Source organism: Aquiflexum sp. TKW24L (assembly GCF_023502205.1).
Classification (GTDB): Bacteria; Bacteroidota; Bacteroidia; order Cytophagales; family Cyclobacteriaceae; genus Cognataquiflexum.
On record NZ_JAMFLG010000003.1, the window covers coordinates 122,048 to 144,162 of the forward strand.

At 39.2% G+C, this 22,115-nt stretch carries 19 protein-coding genes; 11 read left to right on the forward strand and 8 right to left on the reverse strand.

Annotation, left to right across the window (positions count from 1 at the left end; translation table 11 throughout):
• Positions 1 to 14 precede the first annotated feature (14 nt).
• The 3 genes from M3O96_RS03465 to M3O96_RS03475 are packed head-to-tail and all read right to left on the reverse strand — an operon-like array spanning position 15 to position 2,436.
• Complete coding sequence (locus tag M3O96_RS03465) at positions 15 to 497, reverse strand: hypothetical protein (protein WP_249718802.1); 483 nt, start codon at positions 495 to 497, stop codon at positions 15 to 17.
• A 26-nt stretch (positions 498 to 523) separates the two neighbouring features.
• A complete protein-coding gene (locus tag M3O96_RS03470; RefSeq protein WP_249718804.1) occupies positions 524 to 1,408 on the reverse strand; it encodes an acetoacetate decarboxylase family protein in 885 nt (294 codons plus the stop codon).
• Between the two features lie 11 nt (positions 1,409 to 1,419).
• On the reverse strand, positions 1,420 to 2,436 hold the full coding sequence (locus M3O96_RS03475) for an alpha/beta fold hydrolase (RefSeq protein WP_249718806.1): 1,017 nt from the start codon (positions 2,434 to 2,436) through the stop codon (positions 1,420 to 1,422).
• Between the two features lie 421 nt (positions 2,437 to 2,857).
• Here M3O96_RS03475 and M3O96_RS03480 point away from each other — a divergent pair, with 421 nt between their 5' ends.
• From M3O96_RS03480 to M3O96_RS03505, 6 genes are all read left to right on the forward strand, one after another.
• Positions 2,858 to 3,301 (forward strand): hypothetical protein, encoded by a 444-nt coding sequence (locus M3O96_RS03480; RefSeq protein WP_249718808.1) that lies wholly within the window; start codon positions 2,858 to 2,860, stop codon positions 3,299 to 3,301.
• Between the two features lie 211 nt (positions 3,302 to 3,512).
• Positions 3,513 to 4,658, forward strand: coding sequence for a Gfo/Idh/MocA family protein (locus M3O96_RS03485; protein WP_249718810.1), 1,146 nt, complete (start codon positions 3,513 to 3,515; stop codon positions 4,656 to 4,658).
• A 72-nt stretch (positions 4,659 to 4,730) separates the two neighbouring features.
• Positions 4,731 to 5,234 carry a DUF2911 domain-containing protein gene (locus M3O96_RS03490; protein ID WP_349630829.1) on the forward strand — a complete coding sequence of 168 codons (504 nt, stop codon included), beginning with the start codon at positions 4,731 to 4,733 and terminating at the stop codon, positions 5,232 to 5,234.
• Positions 5,235 to 5,327: 93 nt separating this feature from the next.
• On the forward strand, positions 5,328 to 7,808 hold the full coding sequence (gene hrpB, locus M3O96_RS03495) for an ATP-dependent helicase HrpB (RefSeq protein ID WP_249718814.1): 2,481 nt from the start codon (positions 5,328 to 5,330) through the stop codon (positions 7,806 to 7,808).
• A gap of 405 nt (positions 7,809 to 8,213) precedes the next feature.
• Entirely contained in the window at positions 8,214 to 9,203 is a 990-nt protein-coding gene (locus M3O96_RS03500; protein WP_249718816.1) for an NAD-dependent epimerase/dehydratase family protein, read from the forward strand.
• Positions 9,200 to 10,069 carry an SDR family NAD(P)-dependent oxidoreductase gene (locus M3O96_RS03505; RefSeq protein ID WP_249718817.1) on the forward strand — a complete coding sequence of 290 codons (870 nt, stop codon included), beginning with the start codon at positions 9,200 to 9,202 and terminating at the stop codon, positions 10,067 to 10,069. Before M3O96_RS03500 ends, M3O96_RS03505 begins: the two co-directional genes overlap by 4 nt.
• A 23-nt stretch (positions 10,070 to 10,092) precedes the next feature.
• Here M3O96_RS03505 and M3O96_RS03510 read toward each other — a convergent pair whose 3' ends face one another.
• A complete protein-coding gene (locus tag M3O96_RS03510) occupies positions 10,093 to 10,710 on the reverse strand; it encodes a hypothetical protein (protein ID WP_249718819.1) in 618 nt (205 codons plus the stop codon).
• Positions 10,711 to 11,269: 559 nt separating this feature from the next.
• On the opposite strand from M3O96_RS03510, the gene M3O96_RS22180 reads away from it, so the two are divergent.
• Both M3O96_RS22180 and M3O96_RS03520 read left to right on the forward strand, forming a co-directional pair.
• On the forward strand, positions 11,270 to 11,713 hold the full coding sequence (locus M3O96_RS22180; protein WP_502798897.1) for a VLRF1 family release factor: 444 nt from the start codon (positions 11,270 to 11,272) through the stop codon (positions 11,711 to 11,713).
• A gap of 61 nt (positions 11,714 to 11,774) precedes the next feature.
• Positions 11,775 to 12,365, forward strand: a complete 591-nt coding sequence (locus M3O96_RS03520; protein WP_249718821.1) for a hypothetical protein — start codon at positions 11,775 to 11,777, stop codon at positions 12,363 to 12,365.
• 224 nt (positions 12,366 to 12,589) lie between these two features.
• Here the strand turns inward: M3O96_RS03520 and M3O96_RS03525 are convergent, their stop codons facing one another.
• A complete protein-coding gene (locus tag M3O96_RS03525; RefSeq protein ID WP_249718823.1) occupies positions 12,590 to 12,760 on the reverse strand; it encodes a hypothetical protein in 171 nt (56 codons plus the stop codon).
• Positions 12,761 to 13,021: 261 nt separating this feature from the next.
• On the opposite strand from M3O96_RS03525, the gene M3O96_RS03530 reads away from it, so the two are divergent.
• A complete protein-coding gene (locus M3O96_RS03530) occupies positions 13,022 to 14,902 on the forward strand; it encodes a CocE/NonD family hydrolase (protein WP_249718826.1) in 1,881 nt (626 codons plus the stop codon).
• 189 nt (positions 14,903 to 15,091) lie between these two features.
• On the opposite strand, the gene M3O96_RS03535 is transcribed toward M3O96_RS03530, so the two are convergent.
• The 3 genes from M3O96_RS03535 to M3O96_RS03545 all read right to left on the reverse strand — a co-directional run bounded on the left by M3O96_RS03535 (position 15,092) and on the right by M3O96_RS03545 (position 20,237).
• Positions 15,092 to 17,728 carry a DNA gyrase/topoisomerase IV subunit A gene (locus M3O96_RS03535; RefSeq protein ID WP_249718828.1) on the reverse strand — a complete coding sequence of 879 codons (2,637 nt, stop codon included), beginning with the start codon at positions 17,726 to 17,728 and terminating at the stop codon, positions 15,092 to 15,094.
• An 88-nt stretch (positions 17,729 to 17,816) separates the two neighbouring features.
• A complete protein-coding gene (locus M3O96_RS03540; protein WP_249718830.1) occupies positions 17,817 to 19,712 on the reverse strand; it encodes a DNA topoisomerase IV subunit B in 1,896 nt (631 codons plus the stop codon).
• Positions 19,713 to 19,736: 24 nt separating this feature from the next.
• On the reverse strand, positions 19,737 to 20,237 hold the full coding sequence (locus tag M3O96_RS03545) for a DNA topoisomerase IV (protein WP_249718832.1): 501 nt from the start codon (positions 20,235 to 20,237) through the stop codon (positions 19,737 to 19,739).
• Between the two features lie 124 nt (positions 20,238 to 20,361).
• Here M3O96_RS03545 and M3O96_RS03550 point away from each other — a divergent pair, with 124 nt between their 5' ends.
• Complete coding sequence (locus M3O96_RS03550) at positions 20,362 to 21,612, forward strand: sterol desaturase family protein (RefSeq protein ID WP_249718835.1); 1,251 nt, start codon at positions 20,362 to 20,364, stop codon at positions 21,610 to 21,612.
• A complete protein-coding gene (locus tag M3O96_RS03555; protein ID WP_249718838.1) occupies positions 21,605 to 22,000 on the forward strand; it encodes a hypothetical protein in 396 nt (131 codons plus the stop codon). The genes M3O96_RS03550 and M3O96_RS03555 overlap by 8 nt, the downstream gene beginning before the upstream one ends.
• Positions 22,001 to 22,115 lie beyond the last annotated feature (115 nt).

Genomic DNA, 22,115 nt, shown 5'->3' on the forward strand with positions numbered 1-22,115 from the left:
TTGTGGAAATGGTTTTATTTCCCTTTTGCTTTAGCAATAAAAAAGTACATGGTTATGCACCACATTACAGTAAGAATTATCCACCTTAAGTCATTGAGATACATCCAGTCAGCCAATAATGTTTGAAGTGTGGCTTCATCAGTGACACCTGCTGAAAATTGATCATTAATATCCTCAATGAATGCCTGTTGGATGACAACAGGTGCCAAAAGCCCCGGGATCCAAGCGATAGGAACCCACATCAATTTTTTCTTCCATTCGGATATCAACATGATCACAAGGCAAACTGCCATGATGGGGATGGTGATGAAAAAAAACTTAGTGGCTAGAGTGGTTTGGGGAATGATGGCATCGTAATAATTGTCCAATGTCAATGTCGAAGGGTAATTGGGAAACCAGAAGTAGTGGAGAGACCAGAACATACCCAAGTAAATGGATGCACAAAAGAAAATATAGGCATTGCTAAGGTCAACGATGGTTTGTTTTAGAGGGCTCATAGTATGGTGGTTTTTTTTGAAAAGGACTAGATTCTATATTTTTCGTAATCAGTAATCGAAGGATCGGGAAGCCAATCTTCACTCAACCCCAAATCATAAATACTTTCAAGTCCCTCAGGCATTTCCTTCTGAGGCTCATTATAGGTCATAAACCAACTATCAAAATGGTCATCAAGTATGCCATTTGCTTTGGGCATAAACAAAGTGAAATAGGGATCAGGATTGATCTCTATATCCCTCAGGAATGAAACATTGGGGTGGTTACCGATATAAAGTTTACCCCTCGCTTTTCCAAAAAGGTTGACTCCGGCTTTTGTATCAAAATAGATATATGAAGCCATAAGCATATTCCGAAACCTGCAATAATTGGTTGCTCCTATTTTCAGCTTTAGTGATGCACTTTTTGGTCTATCTATTTCTATTCTAAAGGCAAATTGGCCATCTTTTTCATATTGGCTGGTAACGTGCTTTTCGGTCACTTTAAAATCTAAATTTGCTTTATGCTTAGGCATTCCCCAGATGCCTTTCCCTCCTTTAACAGAAACTTCGCTGCTCACCGGAAGGTCAAGGATGTATTGGCCGGTGCCATATGTTTTTAGCATCATAGCATTCATAATTCGGGGAGCAGGTTTGGGGCCGTGGGTGCATCCGATCGCAATACTGTATTCGATGTATTTGCCAATACTTGTGTCCAAATAATTGATCACAGTAATCAGCAAAGTTGCTTTTCCATTAGGCAATCTGAGCGCGTGAATTTCATTCCCTGGAAGTAGGGCATTGGCTTTTTCCCAATCGCAGGTAAATCCCGCCATCAAAGCAGGTGAATTTTTGGCGCTGACCGGCATAACATAGGGTATGCCATCAACCAAAGCATGTCTACCGGTATAATTTTTTATTCTGCTAGGTGGCATGACAGTAATTATTAGGGTTTGTTCAATTCCGCAATCATCAAAGGAAATACATCGACATGGGAATTTTTGCCAAAGAATACATCCAAATGGCTATAATTCTCCAATAGGTACAATTGATGGACACCAGGATCCACCTTTTCCAGATAATCGAAGGTATTTTGTTGGCTATCCGGTAGAAAGCATAGGTTTTTCATACCTCCAAAAAGGATAATTCTTGCTTCCGGGTTAAAATTAACAGAGGCATAGTTTTGTCCATTATTACTATTATATGGTATCAGGACTCCTTTTCGGATACATTTTTGGATATGCTGAAAAAATGTCAAAGGCACATTGGCAAACTCTTGCTGTATCCAGTTTTTGGTTTCCTCATTGAGATTTTCCAGTAGCCAAAGCGCGGGAAAACCCGAACCGTAGGTAAAACTCACAAACTTACCCACCATGGTATCATTTTCAGGATGGGTGAATTTGACAAGATTTCGAAGCATTTTTGTTTTGAAATCCGGCGCGTGAAGACCCCATTGTGGATTGAGATAGTCAAACATCATTTTGACTATCGGAACAAGAACGTTGATTTTGAAAATTGAAAATTTTGGCACCACAGGATGAAGTGATACAGCATTGCTGATGATGGTTTTCACTTCGGGAAGTAAACCTTTGACGTAGGATATCATGAAGCTGGTACTTCCCTGACAATGTATGATAGCTTTGATTTCTTTTTTTCCTGTCAATTCCACAATTTTCCTGACAGCAGCCGGGTGGTCATTGTCTGCGACAACATCGAGATTCCATTCATTTGGCTCGAGGTCTATACTTGCCCTCCAGTTTTCCAGCCACACATCGTAGCCATCCTCTGCCAATGCCTGAATTATGTTTTTTTCTGTAGGGGCATTAAAAATATTTGCCCTCACTCCTGCTCCGTGAACCAGCAATACAGGACCTTTAGTAGTTCCTGATTTTTTAAAATGCCACAGATTGCATTGGAATCCATCCAATGCATCAAATTTTATTATATCAAATTGATCTTGCATCTTTTCTTATAAAAACAGCATTAATTTAATATAAAAAATTGCTAATTCCTTATTTTTCGAAATTAATTATGTGATTATTCGCGTTTTTGGCAGTAATCCAATTTCCATTTAAAAATCTGGATGGAAGATTTGATCCTCCATGCAATGATAAAATCAATTTTAATTCTCGGGGCTGAATTTTCACAACAATTAGTGAATTTAAAGGATGATTTGGCCAGAAATCATACTCACACAAAAAAAATTCACCTATATTCTTATTTTAAAAAAAATTTCACATCGAAAAAATAATATTTCATCCTGTATATTTTGTAATGTACATTTTTTTGATAATAATATTTTGATAGTAATTTTTTTCTTACTTATTTTCAATCAGTTAGGTCACCCAATCACCCAACAAATCTCACCCTTTACTCCATTTGAAATGAGAAGATTTCTGAAAGGCACATTGGCTATTTTATTGGTTTGCGTTTCGATTATGTCCAATTCTCTATTGGCCAAAGAAGCAGTAAGCCCGATCTTTGAACCGCTACAAAATGAGGTGAAAGTACGAGAGGAATCAACTCAATTCACACAAGCTAACATTTTCCCTTTTTTGGGAGATAACTCCGAATTTCCATGGGAGTTTAACAAATCAAACCTTTTATTGATCAGTATAATTTTATCAATCACCCTGTTGGTTTTTGCTCACAAGAATAATTTTGAAACTGACATTTATGCCTTTTACCATACCAATAGGGATGGAAGTGTCACCTTTGAAAGCAACGAAGCACAGCGTGCATATGAATTAAGAAGCCTTTTAGCAAAAACTTTTAGGATTCTAGGAATATTGACCGCTTTTGCATCTGTGATTATGATATTTTTATAAATAGACTCTCCGATTTTCCAAGACATTGACTTTGGCTAATTTTTTTATCTATTCATAATTGGTGAAGAGGTCCACTGCACATCGTGTGGTGGCCTTTTTTCTTTTATTGGGTTTGAGATTTACATCTAGGGATTGCCTTTTTGTTTTTTATGTTTTTTAAAATTGAATTCTTGACCCTATCTTTATTTTTGATTTCAAACCAAATTAACCGATGAAAAAAATAAAAACAGCCATCGTAGGGACAGGCTTTATTGGGCCTGCCCACCTTGAAGCTTTGAGAAGATTACCCTTTATTGAAGTTACCGCAGTGTGTGAAGTTAATATAGATTTGGCCAAAGAAAAGGCAAATCAGCTTGGTATTCCCAATGCATTTACTTTTGAAGAAATGCTCAAGCAAACTGATATCGATGTGGTTCATATCTGCACACCCAACTTCCTTCATTTCTCACAATCCAAAGCAGCATTACTAGCAGGAAAACACGTAGTATGTGAAAAACCTCTTGCTACCAATATCGAAGAAGCTGAAGAATTGGTGGCTTTGGCTAAGGAAAAAGGACTTGTCAATGCAGTCCATTTTAACCTCCGCTACTACCCTCTTGTCAGACAGATGAAAACAATGAGAGAGAATGGAGATTTGGGTGAAGTCTACAGTGTGATGGGATCTTACCTTCAGGATTGGTTGTTTTTGCAAACAGATTATAATTGGAGATTGGAACCTGATAAATCAGGTGACTCAAGGGCAATTGCTGACATTGGATCTCACTTGTTGGATATTACAGAGTACGTCACTGGATTGAAAGTCACAGAGGTAATGGCAGATTTTTCCACAGTCCATAAGACGAGATTGAAGCCCCTGAAGCCACTAGAAACTTATTCAGGCAAAATGTTGGATGCTTCAGATTATGCAGAAGTACCGATCAACACAGAAGATCATGCCAGTGTTTTGTTGAGGTTTGATAATGGAAACAAAGGTTCCGTGACCGTAAGCCAGGTTAACGCAGGAAGGAAAAACAGGCTCAATATTGAAATTTCAGGTTCGAAAGCAAATTTTGAATGGTGTTCAGAAAGACCCAATGAACTGTGGATCGGTAAAAGGGAAACTGCTAACCACCATTTGATGAAAGACCCTTCCCTACTCGCCAAAGAGGCTTCCGCTTTGGTCAGCTTTCCCGGAGGGCACAATGAAGGGTTTCCTGATACCTCCAAGCAATTGTTTAAGGAGGTTTATGCTGCCATCAGAGAAGGAAAGCAGCCCGAGAAGCCAAGTTTCCCAACTTTCGCCGATGGCTTGAGGGAACTATTGATTTGCGAAAGGATCATCGAAAGTCATAGAAAACAGGCTTGGGTCAAGATTTAACAAATTATTGACAACCAAAATAAAGTAAGGAAGTTAAACCCATACAACTAATCCAATCTAAAAATGAAAAAAATGAGCTTAAAAAAATTTGGTTTTTTTTCCATGGCTTTAGCAATGATGTCTATTGTGGCGATAGCCCAAGAAAAAGCAAGTCCGGCAAAAACCGCTGAAGGAACTGTAAAAGGTTCTAAAATCACAATCAATTACGGTAGTCCTGCGGTCAAAGGCAGGGAAATTTGGGGAGAATTGGTTCCGGTTGGACAAGTTTGGAGAGCAGGTGCTGATGATGCCACCACTTTTGAAACCTCCAAAGCCATTAAGATACAAGGTCAGACACTTCCGGCAGGAAAATACAGTTTCTTCATTATTCCAGGTGAAACCAGCTCGACTTTCGTATTCAATAAGGAAGCCAAGCAATGGGGAGCTTATAAATATGACCAAAGCAAGGATGCTTTGAGGGTTGAAGTTCCATCCATACAAACTTCCACTTTAGAAGAAAGATTAGTCTATGAAGTAAAATCTGACAGCTTTGAGATCCGATGGGAATATCGCAAAGCCTCAGCAAAAATTGAATAAAAAATAATTCCATTTGATAGCAACACCGCTGCTTTGGATTTCAATATCCCGGAAGCAGCGGTTTTTTTTTACCTTTACACCAAAACCTGAATTTTGAAATTCGACTACCATTCCATTGATCTTCCAATTAAGGAAATCATTCCCGAAGTAAAATCCCTTCTTGGTTCTAGTAATACTTTGATTGTGAATGCTCCTCCCGGAGCGGGAAAGAGCACACTTTTGCCTTTGGCTTTATTGGGTGAGCCATTTTTGGAAGGTAAAAAAATCCTGATGCTCGAACCACGTAGACTTGCTGCCAAGACAATAGCTTGGAGAATGTCAGATCTTATCGGAGAAAATGTTGGAGAAACCATAGGATTTAGAATCAGGTTTGAAAATCAGATTTCCTCAAAAACAAAAATCGAGGTGGTCACAGAAGGGATTTTGGCTCGCATGCTACATTCTGACAGTACTTTAGAGGATGTGGGAATGGTGATTTTTGACGAGTTTCATGAAAGAAATATCCATGCAGATGTGGCTATGGCACTTTGCCGTGAAGTCCAACAGATCTTGAGACCTGACCTTAGGATCCTGGTAATGTCAGCAACATTGGATATGCCACAACTGACTGCTTTGCTCCAAGCTCCTGCCATCACAAGTGAGGGGAAATCCTATACTGTTTCTCAATATTATATCGGTGACATTGATTTTGGGATTTTGCCTGAGATAGTTTCAAAAACTGTAATTGAGGCTTCTGTAAAACATCAGGGCGATATTCTTGTTTTTTTGCCCGGTCAGGGAGAAATAAAAAAAACCGAGGCGATCTTAAGAAGACAACTTCCGGGTTTTTCGATTCACCCATTGTATGGAATGCTTAGTCCACAAGCACAACACCAAGCTATTTTTCCCAATAAAAATGGAAAACGAAAAGTTGTATTGGCCACCTCCATCGCAGAAACGAGTTTGACCATAGAGGGCGTCGAAATTGTGGTGGATTCAGGTTTTGGACGTACTTCCAAATTCAACCCTAGAACCGGACTATCAAAGTTAGAAACCATCAGGATTTCTAAGGATTCTGCGGATCAAAGGTCAGGAAGAGCAGGTAGACTTGGACCGGGGGTTTGCTATAGGATGTGGTCCAAAAACACCCATGGATTGATGGCGGATTATAGAACGCCTGAGATTTTGGAAGCAGATCTTGCATTTTTGGTTCTCGATATGGTTCAGTGGGGAATCAAAGACTTTCAGCAACTTACCTGGCTGACTCCTCCTCCAACGGGACATATTTCCCAAGCCTTAGATTTATTGCATGAAATCAATGCATTGGAATCGGGAAAAATCACCTCCCATGGTCGAAAAATCCATGAGATACCGGCACATCCAAGGATAGCGCATATGTTGATCATGGCTCAAAGGATCAATAAATCAGGTTTGGCTACTGATATCGCTGCCTTATTAGAGGAAAGAGATCCTCTGGATATTGATGCCGGTGTGGATATCAACCTGAGAGTGGAAGCATTGAGAAGAGCTCGAAAAGAAGGGCTGAATATAAAGGGGATCAATAAAATCGAAAAAGTTGCCCGTCAATATCGGAAAATGTTGCAAATCGATGAGGAAAACGGATTTGTTGACCCATTTGAAACAGGCTTGTTGATTGCCTATGCATATCCTGAGAGGGTTGCCTGTTCGAGACCTGGGAATAATGCCCAGTTCCAATTGGCAAACGGAAAAATAGTCATGATGGGACACCGGGATGACCTTGCCCATGAGTCGTGGCTAGCGGTCTCACATGTGGATGCAAGGGATGGGGTTGGAAAAATTTTTATGGCTTCACCTTTGAATCCCAAGGATTTGCTCCCGATGGTGAAAGAAAAAAAAATTATCAAATGGGATAAAAGAAATGGTGAATTGATGGCTGTCAAAAACCTTTGTCTTGGGTCCATCATTCTAAAATCAACGCCTTTAACTTCTATATCAGAGGAAGAAAAGTCAAAAGCCATTTTGGATGCCATCAAAACAGACGGTTCAGCGCTACTGGATTTTAATGAGGATACCAAGCAGCTTCAAAACCGGCTCAACTCCCTTAGGGTTTGGAATGAAAGTCAGAATTGGCCTGATTTTACCATTGAAGCACTTTTAGAAAACTCGGATAAATGGCTTTCGCAATATCTGTCTGGGGTTAAAAATGAGGATGATCTTTTTAAATTGAATCTCAAAGAAATATTGATCAACAGTTTAGATTTTGAGCAGCAAAATCTACTCAAAGAACTTGCTCCGGAAAAGATAGCTGTACCAAGTGGAAGCTTGATTACAATCCATTACGGTGATTCCGGGGAACCCCCTGTATTGGCTGTGAGGCTGCAGGAAGTATTTGGTTGGGTAGACACACCTAAAATCAATGCGGGTAAAATACCTTTGGTGCTTCATTTATTGTCTCCTGGATTCAAACCAGTTCAAGTTACCTCCGATCTGAGAAGTTTTTGGATGAATACCTATTTTGAAGTGAAAAAAGAATTAAAGCGAAGGTATCCGAAACATTCTTGGCCTGAAGAGCCTTTACAAGCTGTGGCCGTAAGCGGTGTCAAAAGACGATAACCGATAATGATCACATATAGGATTTAGATTTTTTGATCCTTGGATTGGTTTTTGTTCACTTTTACCTTGAAAACCAAACAGGGGAATACAGTTATAATAAATATTTAATTTTTGATTTCGGCGCATTATGAGTTTCAACATTGGTAATAAAATTCACAAATTGGGGTATAAATAACACGCCAATTTCATTATGACTATTTGCAAATGCTAAATATTAAATAATTGAAAATTAATTTTCTTTCCAATAAGAATAAAAAATACGGGATTAAAGCGTAAATGTAAACTCAACACTTCATATTAAATTATATTCCACACGATTTAGCATTTTTTCTTTGTCTTTTCCGTTTTAGTTTATCCCTAACTGATTGTAGATTTGGTTTATCACTTCATTTTAAAACCACCATTATGATATCATTTGTCACAGGAGCTTCAGGATATTTGGGTCAAAGATTGGCCATGAAACTTGCGGAAAACGGAGATAAGGTACATGCACTGATCAGGAATCCTAAATCCGCTGCTGACTTGGACCACCCCAACATCAAGATTTTTTATGGCGACCTCATGGATATAGGTAGTATCCAAAAAGGAATGCAGGGATGTGACACTGTTTTTCATGTGGCTGCACTTGCAAGGGTTTGGACCAAAGATCGGAACGACTTTTATAAGGTCAACCTAGAAGGGACTTCTAATATGATCAAGGTCTCCAAAGAAATGAAGATCTCAAAGTTTATTTTGACAAGCACCACCGGTACCATAGGACCTTCATTGAACCTTCAAAACAATGAGGAAACCCCAAGATGGAGTAGTTTTAACAATGATTATGAAATCAGCAAATCTTTGGCAGAGAAGGAATTGATGAAATCCGTTGATAACGGCTTTCCTGGTTTGATCGTATTGCCTTCGAGGATTTTTGGTCCCGGCATTGACTCTCCAAGCTCGGGAGTCAATAGGGTTATCATAGGTTTTCTAAAAAAGAGAATGGCTATCATTCCGATTCAAAGCCACATTATAGGCAATTATTCCTTTATAGATGATATCGTCGAAGGCCATATTTTGGCTATGGAAAAAGGAGAAATAGGTGAAAAATATATATTGGGAGGAGAAAACAAAACCCTTTTCGAACTATTTGAGGTAATCAAAAATAGTATAAATCAAAAAGGAATAATCCTTAAAATACCTTTATGGCCGATGATGCACTTTTCCCTCCTCTCCCAATTTTTAGCAGATCGATTTGGTATCGAGCCCAAAATTACTCCTGATTTTGTCAAAAGGTTAAATGAAAATGCTGCTTTCGACTGCTCAAAGGCCATTTCAAAACTTGGATATTTCATCACGCCTTTTGATCAGGCTATCACTTCTACCATTCAATTTTTATCTAAAAAACATCAATTATGAAGCATTTTGTGTTGATTACCGGTGCAAGTGAAGGATTGGGAAAATCTTTTGCCATCGAATCTGCAAAAAGGGGGATGGATCTATTTTTAGTTTCTTTACCCGAAACAGGATTGCCGGAATTGTGTGGTCTTATCAAATCCAACTTTGAAGTCTTTGTGGATTTTCTAGAGCTTGATCTGACAGATGTCCAAAATTGTATACACCTCATAGACTATGTAAAAGCAAAAAATTACCCCATTTCGTTTCTAATAAACAATGCCGGTGTTGGGGGTAACTACCGGTTTGCGAATGAGAGTTTTATAGTATTCAATCGTATGATCCAACTCAACATTACGGCCCTGACGCTAATTACCCATAAGCTGATGGATACACTTCAAGATCAAGAAAGTGCTTTCATTCTCAATGTAAGTTCTATGGCTGCACATTTTGAAGGTCCTTATAAGCAGGTATATGGTGCTACCAAATCATATATTTATTACTTTTCAAAAAGTCTTGGGCAAGAATTGGAAAACACAAACGTGCACGTTAGCGTGATGTCCCCCGGCGGTATCAGTTCTAATATCAGCCATATCAGGAAAAGTCAACTTTTGAATATATTTTCAAAGTCGACTTTTTTGGATCCGGAGTTTGTAGCAGAATATGGTATTCAAAAATGTTTAGAAAAGAGAGTTGAGATAATTCCCGGAAGGTTGACGAAAGGATATTTTATGTTTTCAAAACTGCTACCAAAGTTTATTAAGAAAAAATTGATTCAAAATACAACTACCGAAATTTTTAATGCGCAAACCATTTTACATAATAAAGGAAAAAATGGAGAGGCTATCAGGGAAAGGCTTAAGGAAAGAATTGTTAAAAATGCATTTTAATTATAGACTCTCAATCTTTGAAATCAAAGATTATCCAAATATGCCAAAAGATTTAAGAAACAGGCAACAGTAAAAGGGGTTACCTGCATTTCATCCATTCTAGCTAAATAAATGTCCCTAACTTCCTTATATTTTGTCGGATTATAGAGTTTTGCCAAGGCAATACCTCGTGATGACCTATAGGTGAAATTTTGAGTGACTATATTTCTTTCAGGATCTTCGTTGAAAAACCTTTCAAGACTAATACCCTTGGAATAATGATCCATCCATGGGAAGCCATCTTTTACCAGAAATTCTTCTACTTTCTCAATGGTTGGATTGATCTCCATATCATTTTCCAAAAAGTATCTTTTTGGCATACTTGGATCAATTTTGTCTAACGTTTCTACTAAAGTGATGCTCCTATCCTTGTAATCACCCAATGTTGGCAAAAATTTGTGGATGATTGATTCTACCAAATCAAACCTTAAACCTAAATGGTACTCCAAGTATGAAGCATCATTGAAGTGGGTATGGTGAAAAAATATAATCTGCTTTCCTTGATTTATTGATTTGGAATAATGCAACTGCTTTTTTTCTAAGCTAAAACCGAAGTCAGCTAAGAATTCCTCATGCAGTAAAATCATTTCTTTAATTTTCATGGATTATTCCAAGTTTTTTATTTTATATAACGATTACAGGTTGGTCATATTATAAACTTTTAAATAATGTTTATGTTTTGGAAGATAATCAAAGACTACAATTTTCCCAAACATTACTAAATATATTTGCCTATCAAAAACAACAGAAGTTGTCTTATATATATTAAATTATGATTGATTGAAATCTTTTTGACACATTTGATTCATTGGACCAAAATGAAGCTACGGTATTTTTTTGTATGTAAGTTACAAATATTAGACCATTTCAATTCTGAAAGAAAAAAAATTTATGTATTGGGTAAAAATAAATGATGAATTGACAAATAAAATCCTTGAATATTGTAAGGTATCATCGTTTTCTATTTCATATGATCTACAAAAAAAAATTATATGCGGTATAAATCCAATTTTACCATATGAATTAAAATTCAGGCATTCTGTCCATACCTTATTTTCTACGGAGGATCTAAATCTTCGTCATCAGGATTTTCAGAATCATGTCATCATCTCCATCAAATCGGGAATTGCTGCTGTGGCATTTTATGAGAATTTCCAATTGATGGATCATAAAGTTTTCCGCGCCTACATGGTGAGGAAAAAACAGGGGAAAAGTCAAATCAAATACCTGAAAACAAAAGGAAAGTCAAGGGCAGGTTCAAGGGTAAGGCTTCAGGAAACTCTTGATTTTTTTGAAAGCATCAACGAAAGACTTCAATCCTATTTTGAGGATAAAAGAGTTGACCTGATTGCATTCGGCTGTTCTCCTACCCTATTTCCCTATTTTTTTCAGGGAAAAAAGATTCCCCCATTTGAAAAAAACGATCCAAGAATATTCAAAATCCCTGTCCATATCCCTTCTGCTACTTTTGAAAACCTCGAAAAGGCATATAGGTCGATTTCCCAAACTAAGGTTTGGGTGGATGAAAACAACAAAGAATTTATTAATTCGTTTATTAAGTTTCCTGAAAATCCTGATACGGGAAACCAAGGTGAGGATTGGTAAATACAGAATTCATTATTTGGAACAATAATTGGGGATTATTCAGCTCACCTAATTTATCTCTATGATTCGCAGCTATTTGGTATTGATTGTTGTCATCCAATCTATATTTGTTCAGGATATTTTTGCACAGCGATATGGTACTGCTGTTGGTCTGAGAATGGGAAACAATTCTTACAGCAGGACTATTGGCATCACAGCGCAGCAGCGTGTATTTAAACATGTGACGTTAGAGGGAATCATTCAATCTGATTTTGACAGAAATACAACTCTTCACCTGCTCATACAAAAACACAATCCAATCATATCCAAGCGGTTCAATTATTATCTGGGTGCAGGGTTGTCCTCTGGATGGGAAGAGAGCTTTCTCAAGGTTCCCGAAACAAACCAGATTATCCATACTTACGGCAATCCCACTACCGGCGTAGACCTCGTAGGAGGGTTAGAAATGACACTTGCCAATACAGTGATCTCGGTAGATTATAAACCTAACTTCAACCTATCAGGCCGTGAAGAATTTTACCGCAGTCAAGTTGGTATTTCAGCAAGAATGGTTTTGGTCAAAAGCAAAGAACAGGATATGAAAAGAAGGAAAAACAAGCGGGAAAAGAGGAAAAAAGGAAGGACACCTATCTTTCAAAACTTTAGGAAGTAGGAAATTTTTTAGGTAACTATTTTCAGACTTTCAAGTTGAAAATGATGTTGTGGTTGTATTTGTTGTTAAAATATTTGTTTTACGTTGTCTAGTTGAAAAGGCGCAGTTTGTTTAATTGGTTTTTTTGTAAACAATAATTCAGGATTATTAGAGTTTGATGTAAAAATACAGGCTTAGATGATATTACACCTAAGCCTATAAATCGATATCCTAATCTCAAGTTTTTAAATCCCTTTTAAGGAGGTTCCAAGTGCCAAAGCAATAAAACCAACAAGTATCAGGGTAAAGCTATGCTCAGATATAAACTGAACTTGAGCAAAGTGACCAATGATACCTAGGGTACCACTAACCAATCCAATTATCCATGTAATATTCTTCGGTGCTGAGGGTTTCATTTGTTTAATTGTTTTAGGGGGTGAAAAGAATAAATAAGCGTTTGATCAAACATAACTCACATATAAGGATATCCAACACGAATGCTGAAATTAGAACAATAATTACTCATCTAACTGATACTATAAGCGGAAATTATTCATGCATTACTAAATGCACCTCAGCCGAATCTTTCAGATATATTTTTCCATTTGAATAAAATATAAGGTGCAAAGAGACTTTTTGATTAATTTGAATCCATATAAAACTTACCCCCATTTATTATGAAAAAGACACATTTCCTTTTTTTGATTCTCTATGTTTTTCTGCATGCAAACCTATTTGCACAAGAAAAATCCATATTGGTCCAACTGGAAGAAATAGCCATCATCGACCAAAAAGTTATGATGCCTATGCGCGATGGCGTAAGGTTGGCCACTGACATTTACAGGCCCAAGACAGAACAGCCCGTTCCGATAATTTTTTCGAGAACTCCTTACAATTTCAATGTATACCGTGATGGCGAAATCCAGGAACGCAGCCTTCAGACTGCCTTAGAAGCGGTAAAACGCGGTTATGCTTATGTGGTTCAAAATGAGCGTGGTAGGTTCTTTTCTGAAGGAGAATGGGATATACTTGGACTTCCACTGACAGATGGATATGATGCTTTTACCTGGATGGCAGCACAGCCTTGGAGCAATCAGAAAATCGGAACCATTGGTTGTTCATCCACCGCCGAATGGCAGATGGCGGTGGCTTCTTTAAATCATCCTGCGCATGTGGCCTTGGTGCCACAGGCATTTGGTGCGGGAGTGGGCCGAATCGGTAATTATTATGAACAAGGCAATTGGTACCGCGGCGGTGCAGGTCAGATGTTATTTACAGCATGGTTATATGGCACTCAGCATGATCCCATGGCACCAAAGTTGCCGGAAGGAATTTCTCAGGAGGATTTGTTAAGACTCCAAAAGTTCTATGACATGGCACCAAGATATCCCAAAGTAGATTGGAAAGAAGGGCTCAGCCATCTGCCTGTGCAGGATATCATCAAAAATGTAAACGGTCCCCATGGAATATATGAGGAAATGATTACCAGAAAACCCAATGATCCAAAATGGTATGAAGGTGGGTTATACCATGACAACATGGAATTTGAAAAGCCGGCTTATTGGTTTGTTTCTTGGTATGATGTTTCCACGAGTCCAAATCTGGCGATGTACAACCATATCAGGACCAATGCAAAAGATCCCAAAGTGAGGGATAACCAATACCTCGTCATTGCTCCTACCCTTCATTGTGCATTTACCCGGGCAACTGAAAATACCAATGTGGGTGAAAGAAGCATGGGTGATGCGCGTCTTCCATATAATGAAATGACGTATGCTTGGTTTGACTTTTGGCTCAAAGGAGACGAAGGCAATGCCAAGAAGGAAATGCCTAAGGTGACCTATTTTACCATGGGCTCCAATAAATGGCAAACCTCAGATACTTGGCCACCTAAAGAGGCACAAATGACGACTTATTACCTGAATAGCAGCGGCAAAGCCAATTCTAGAAATGGTGATGGAATTTTGACCAATAAAAAACCAGGCAAAGACAATCCTGATACCTTCAAATACGATCCTATGAATCCAGTGACTTCCTATGGAGGTAATGTCTGCTGCACGGGAAATGCGGTGCAGGGAGGGTCTTTTGACCAACAAGAAATGGAGCTTCGGGACGATATCTTGGTCTATACTTCTGAAGTTTTGGCTGAAGGCATAGAGGTAAGCGGATTTATTGAATCTAAATTATACCTATCCACTGATGTAAAAGATACCGATTTGACTATCAAGCTGATCGACGTTTATCCTGATGGAAAAGCATACAATCTCGATGAAACAATCCAAAGGGTACGTTACAGGGAAGGGTATGAAAATGAAGTATTTATGGAAAGTGGGAAAGTGTATGAAGTGAATCTTACTCCTATGTCCACTTCTAATTACTTTGAAAAAGGACACCGCATCCGAATTGAAGTTTCAAGTTCCAACTTCCCGAGGTTTGACAGAAATATGAATACAGGAGGGAACAATTATGATGAAACACATGGAATTATTGCTACAAATAAGATTCACCATTCAAGTAAATTCCCGAGTTTTATCAAGTTACCTGTGGTTAAGAAATGAGTTTAGAATTAAGATTTACGAAGTACGATTTACGAGTTGGGAATTCCGAGATGGGGAGTAAGAGGTAGGAAGTAAAGTATAGGATGGTGAATGAATAATTCTGAATTGGTTCATCATCATACACAATGAAAAAAGGCACAAAAGATGGATTTCTTTTGTGCCTTTTTTTGTGATACATAGCAAATCAAATCAGAACAAATCGAGCTGGTCTTTGTCGTCTTCCTCTTTTTTGATTTTAAATTCGATGGTAGATCCGATTTCTAAATCCTCCTCCCCTGTTTCTGTTTCTTCGATGGCTTCTGATGCCACTTCCGTTTCTTCAGTGATTTTAGGTGAGCTTTCTATTAATCCCAACTCCAATACAGGAAAGGAAGAAAGTTTATTTCCGATGGCTTTCCATCCCTTGACATCAATCAGGATATCAAGGTCAAACTCCTGTTCTTCTTTCTCCTTGCCTTTCTGAAGGACTGCTTTTACCTGAGGTTGCTTCTCGGTAGAGACGATTTTAAGATATGATTGCTTGTGGTCTGAGATGATATTGAATTTCTTATTGACGGTGGTGGTTTCTATCAGGAACCTCTTAACAAAAAAGGATTTGCTTCCTCCATCAAAATAGACCGCTGAAATCACTTTTTCCGGATCAAATTTTTGGATCAAAACCACCTCATTTGACTCATATCTGTTGGTCAGTTCAAAGGTGGTCAGTTCATAATCCCCGTTTTTATAGAAGACGATAATCCTGTCTTCGCCAAGGAAATTACCGATTTTACGGCCTCTTTGGTCTGTATTGAGTCTACCGATGGAGGCGTCAAAATAGATATCAAGTCCTCCCAAAGTGGAAGTTCCTGCCATTTTCCACTGGATTTTGCGGACGGGATATTTGGTCAGAATATTTCCACCTGCTGCACGTCCTTTGATCTCGATGGTACTGAAGTCAAAGTCAAATACTTTTATTTTGGCTTTGGCACCTTGGGTCAGAAATATGGTAATGATTTCTGCTTCGCCATTTGGATTTGCGGTCAGGTACATGACTTTGGAACCTTTGCTGCCTTTGGTCATGTCATATTCACGGTCACGGGTAACACCAATTACCTGAAAACGCTTCACCATCGCCTTGCCCGATTCACCATCCAAGTAGACCATATTGTACACCATTCGCTCATCTCCTTTGCGGAAAATGGCGACATGGAGAATGTCTTTCCCCACAAAACCTTTTTCCTGGATTTTGGTCACGACGCAATTTCCATCTCGTCTGAAGACAATGACATCGTCCAAATCAGAGCAATCGCATATAAATTCATCCTTTTTCAATCCATAACCCACAAATCCATCAGCCCTGTTTACATAAAGTTTGGCATTGTTGGCAGCGACGACAGTGGCTTCGATGGTGTCAAATGCCCTGATTTCGGTTTTCCTTTCACGGCCTTTTCCATACTTATCCAAAAGGTTTTGGTAGTATTGGATGGCATAGTCGGTCAAGTGCTTCAAATGATGGTTGACTTCTTTGAGCTCTTCCTGCAGCCTTCTCATGAGTTCGTCAGCCTTAAAAGCATCGAACTTTGAGATACGCTTGATTTTGATTTCTGTCAGCCTGACAATGTCTTCTGTGGTGATTTCTCTATAAAAATCCGGCTTGAAAGGTTCCAAACCTTTGTCGATCGTTTGAATGACTGCATCCCAAGTTTCACATTCCTCGATATCCCGGTAAATCCTGTTTTCGATGAAGATTTTTTCCAGAGAGGAGAAAAGCAATTTCTCCATCAGTTCTGCCTTGCGGATTTCAAGCTCTCTTTTCAGAAGTGCTTTGGTCTGAATTGTGTTGTATTCAAGTATGGTGTTGACCGAAAGGAAAACAGGCTTGTCACTATTGATGACACAGGCATTTGGAGAGATGCTGACTTCGCAATCTGTGAAGGCATAGAGCGCATCGATCGTCATGTCAGGAGACTGACCCGGAGCCAATTGGATCTGAATCTCTACATCTTTGGCCGTGTTATCGACCACCTTTTTGATCTTGATTTTGCCTTTGTCATTGGCTTTGATGATGGATTCTATCAAAGAATTGGTAGTGGTACCAAAAGGTATATCCTTGATTAATAATGTTTTATTATCTTCTTCTTCGATCCTTGCACGAACTTTAACTCGTCCCCCTCTAACGCCTTCATTGTATTCCGAAAAGTCTGCCATTCCTCCTGTTGGGAAATCCGGCAGGATGTGTGTTCTTTCTCCTTTGAGGATCTGAATGGATCCAAGAATCAGCTCGCAAAAGTTGTGCGGGAGAATTTTGGTTGATAGCCCAACAGCAATCCCTTCCACTCCCTGCGCCAATACCAAAGGGAATTTGACAGGAAGGGTGACAGGTTCTCTTTTTCGGCCATCATAGGAAAGTTGCCATTCAGTGGTTTGGGGATTGAACACCACTTCCAAAGCAAACTTCGACAATCTCGCCTCAATATACCTTGCCGCCGCAGCACCATCGCCAGTCCTGATGTCTCCCCAATTGCCTTGGGTTTCTATCAGGAGGTCTTTTTGGCCCATGTTGACGATGGCATCTCCGATAGATGCATCACCATGTGGGTGGTATTGCATGGATTGACCGATGATGTTGGCGACTTTGTTGAATCGGCCGTCATCCATTTCCTTCATGGCATGCAGGATACGGCGTTGCACCGGCTTGAGGCCATCTTCAATCGCCGGGACGGCACGCTCCAGAATTACGTAAGAGGCGTAATCCAAAAACCAGTCTTTGTACATTCCTGTTACTGGAATGGATTCATGGAGGCCTCCGTCTTTTCCTTCCGGAGTTTCGTTGGTTGTATCGCTCATGCTATATTTTGAATGATTTGATGGAGATTAAGCCATCATTATTGGGTAAACTGTAATTGAATCCACTACTTAGGTCAAAAGGCGGCCTTTAGGCCGCTTCAATCTCTTCTTCCTGTTTTTTGGAAGGGTCATCAAATACGATGTCTTTTTCTATTTTGAGGTTATCAATGATAAATGTCTGTCTATCCGGAGTATTTTTGCCCATGTAGAAGTTGAGCAGTTCCACGATTTTGGTTTCTTTGCTGAGGATGATCGGTTCTAGGCGGATATCATCTCCGATAAATTTCCCAAATTCTTCAGGAGAAATCTCTCCCAAACCTTTGAAGCGGGTGATTTCGGCGGTTTTTCCTATTTTATGGATAGCGCGCTGTCTCTCTTCATCAGTGTAACAGTAGATGGTTTCCTTCTTGTTTCTTACCCTGAAAAGCGGTGTGTCAAGAATGTAGAGGTGACCATTTTTGACCAAGTCAGGGAAAAACTGGAGGAAATAGGTCATGATGAGCAATCGGATATGCATCCCATCTACATCGGCATCTGTGGAGATGACAATCTTTCGGAAACGAAGGTTTTCAATTCCGTCCTCAACGTTTAATGCATGCTGCAACAGGTTGAATTCCTCATTTTCATAGACCACTTTCTTGGTCATTCCATAGCAGTTCAAAGGTTTGCCACGGAGAGAAAATACCGCCTGAGTCTGTACATCACGGGATTTTGTGATGGAACCGGAGGCTGAATCTCCCTCGGTGATGAAGAGCATAGATTTGTTCTTTTGTTCTTCGTCGCCTTTTGCGTCGTCATAGTGAACCCTGCAATCTCTCAGTTTCTTGTTATGCAGGTTGGCTTTTTTTGCCCTTTCGTTTGCCAGTTTTTTGATGCCTGAGATTTCTTTTCTTTCTCTTTCAGACTGCAAAATCCTTTTGAGCAAGGCATCTGCAACAGCCGGGTTTTTGTGCAGGTAGTTGTCAAGTTCTGTTTTGACGAAGTCATTGACAAAAGTCCGAAGAGTAGGTCCATCAGGCCCAATGGTTTGGGAACCTAACTTGGTTTTGGTTTGGGATTCAAATACCGGTTCCATGACTCGGACAGCCACAGCTGCTACCACGCTTCCCCTGATATCTGAAGCATCATATTCTTTCTTGTAAAACTCCCTGATGGTCTTGACAATAGCCTCTCTGAATGCAGCAAGGTGTGTTCCTCCTTGGGTAGTAAATTGGCCATTCACGAAGGAATAGTATTCCTCCCCATATTGGTTGGAGTGCGTAATGGCTATTTCGATGTCATTTCCTTTGAGGTGGATGATCGGGTACCTGATGCTTTCCTCATCTACTTTTCTCATCAAAAGGTCATATAGTCCTCTTTCTGAGAAAAACTTTTTACCGTTATAATTGATAATCAGGCCTGCGTTGAGGAAGGCGTAATTCCAAATCTGGTTTTCTAGGTATTCAGGGATAAAATGGTAATTTTTGAAAACTCCGGCATCTGGGGAGAAGACGACTTTTGTACCATTGCGCTCAGTGGTTTTTTCAATAGGACGATCTTCGACCATAATGCCTTTTTCAAATTGGGCAACTTTGGTTTCTCCATCTCTATATGACTGAACTTTGAAAAAGTCTGAAAGGGCATTCACTGCTTTGGTACCGACACCGTTCAAGCCCACAGACTTTTGAAAGGCTCCTGAATCGTATTTGCCCCCTGTATTGATTTTGGAAACGCAGTCAATGACTTTGCCCAAGGGAATGCCCCGGCCATAATCCCTAACTTCTACTTTGTGTTCAGATATTTTGATGTCGATGGTCCTCCCATATCCCATCATGTGTTCATCGATACTGTTGTCCAGGACTTCTTTGACCAAAACATATATCCCGTCATCTTGGGCACTTCCGTCTCCGAGTTTCCCGATATACATACCCGGCCTCAGCCTGATGTGCTCCCTCCAATCTAATGACTTGATGCTGTCTTCGTTGTATTTAACGTTTTCTGCCATGAAAATTTGCTAATGGTAATTTGGTTAAATGGTGCTGTTACTTCTGATTGAATTGAATTTCTGCAACAATATCCAAAACAAAGCGATAATCCAAACCACAAAAAGAATTGGAATCAGATAAAAGAATAGTGAGTAGCTACCGGAACTGATCTCATTCTGGTTGTTGATCGTGTGGATAAAGAGGGTCAGGATCGCAAGTGAGATATTGATTATCGCAGTAAAACTATAGGTCCAGGTCAGCATGTAATCTCTGAAAATATCCCCTGAGGGGAAAAGTTGCCTGAAGGTTTTAGTGCTTTTGTTTTCGATCAGTTTGGAAACAGTTACCATTACCAGATTCAAAACTGCAAAGAGGATGATGCCAATATAAAAAAACGTGCTTTTCGAAATTTCCTTAGAATTATAGCCGTTTTCATCAAGTTCATAAGCCACGACATCTGGCATGGCAGAATAGAAATAAAGAAAGGTGAATAAAAACAAGAGTACTGAAATAAAATGAAATACTTTTCCGAATCGGTAATACATAAATGAAGTTGATTTTGGACGCTAATATAAAGATTAATGATGGTACAAATCAGATACTGTTTTTTCCTTTTTGGGTTTTTATAAGTAGATTTCCAAACCCAAATCCCAAATAACTGATAGTAAGATGAATTTGAGCCCAGTTGTCATAGCGATCCCGATGTACTTTATTTTGATGGGGATTGAATTGCTTGTTTTGAGGTTTAGAAAAAGCCCGACATACAGGCTCAACGATGCCATTACCAACATCAACCTCGGAGTGGTATCACAAGTTTCAGGAGTTTTTCTAAAAGTACTTTCCATTGGAATTTATACTTTCTTTTTTGAAACATGGGGGGTTTTTCAGATTCCAAACAATGTCTGGACATTCTTTCTCCTCTTTTTCCTTTATGATCTGTGTTATTATTGGGCACATCGGCTAAGTCATGAAATCAACCTTTTTTGGGGGGGCCATGTAGTGCACCATTCCTCTGAGGAATACAATCTTTCTGTAGCCTTAAGACAAAGCTCTACACAGACGATCTGGACATTTATGTTTTATCTGCCTTTGGCGGTAATCGGTTTTGATCCCATAATGCTTGTCCTCGTCTCAGGTATCAATCTTTTGTACCAGTTTTGGATCCATACTGAGGCAATTGATAGGATGGGTTTTCTGGAAAAATTCATGAACACTCCCTCCCACCACCGTGTCCATCATGGCCGAAATCCAAAATATATAGACAAAAACCATGGCGGTACATTTATCATCTTTGACAAATGGTTTGGTACGTTTCAAGTCGAGGAAGAAAGACCAATTTATGGCATCACCACGCCTGTCAAAAGCTGGAATCCAGTTTGGGTGAATATTTCCCATTACGCTACGATGAAGGAGGAAATGAAGATGATTCCCAATTTGAAGGATAAAATGAGATATTTATTCAACAAGCCAGGATGGCTGCCTGAATATCTCGGAGGCTATCGTCCAGTGAAGGATGTAGGCCCTGATTATCAAAAGTTCGACACCACAGTTCCACTGCCGCTGAATTACTATGTCTTCTTTCAGTATGTTATTTTGATGGGTCTGACAGCCTTTTTCCTTTTTAACCTTGACAAGTTTGACTGGATGCTCAAAGTTGGGCTTTCAATCCTGATTATCTGGAGTACTGTAAGTTTCTCCGGGATTTTTGAACAAAAGAAGTGGTATCATGTTCAGGAAATTCTTAGGATCGCAGTTTTTGTGGTTGCCAATTGGTATATCCTTCAGGAATTGGCTTCTGCGAACATATCCTTTGTTTTCCTTTCTATTTATGCCTCTCTCTCCTACTTTTGGCTTTGGTTTAATTTTGGAACAGTCAAAAACTTCCAAAAATCAATCAACCAAACTCCTCAAAATGTATAAAATTTTCATAGCCTCATTTAGATTCATTGCCTTTACACTATTAATTTCTTCCTGCTCCAGTAAAGTGGATCTCAAAAATGTGAACTTGGAAAACTGGAAAAAAGACCGTGACGGATGTATTGGATTGAGGACTCAAGAATTAGAATCATTTCGTGTTGTAAAAAATGATTTGTTGGGAAAAGACAACCAATCAATCATAAAAACCTTTGGAAGGCCTGACAAGGTTGAATTGACGGACAGGAGCCAATCCTTTTTCATCTATTTTATCGATCCGGCACCATCCTGTGAGAACTTTGATTCTGCTGCAGAACAACCTATGAAAGTCATGCTCAGGATGAATGCCTACAGCAGGGTGAGTGAGGTGGTGATTAGTAGGTTGGATCCGTGAGGAAATGGTTAAAGGTTAATTGGTTAATTGTTAAAAGGTTGGGAAAGAATTAAATTTTTGAATTATTGATATTCATTGATATTTGATATTGATGGATATTGATTCAGAAATTTGC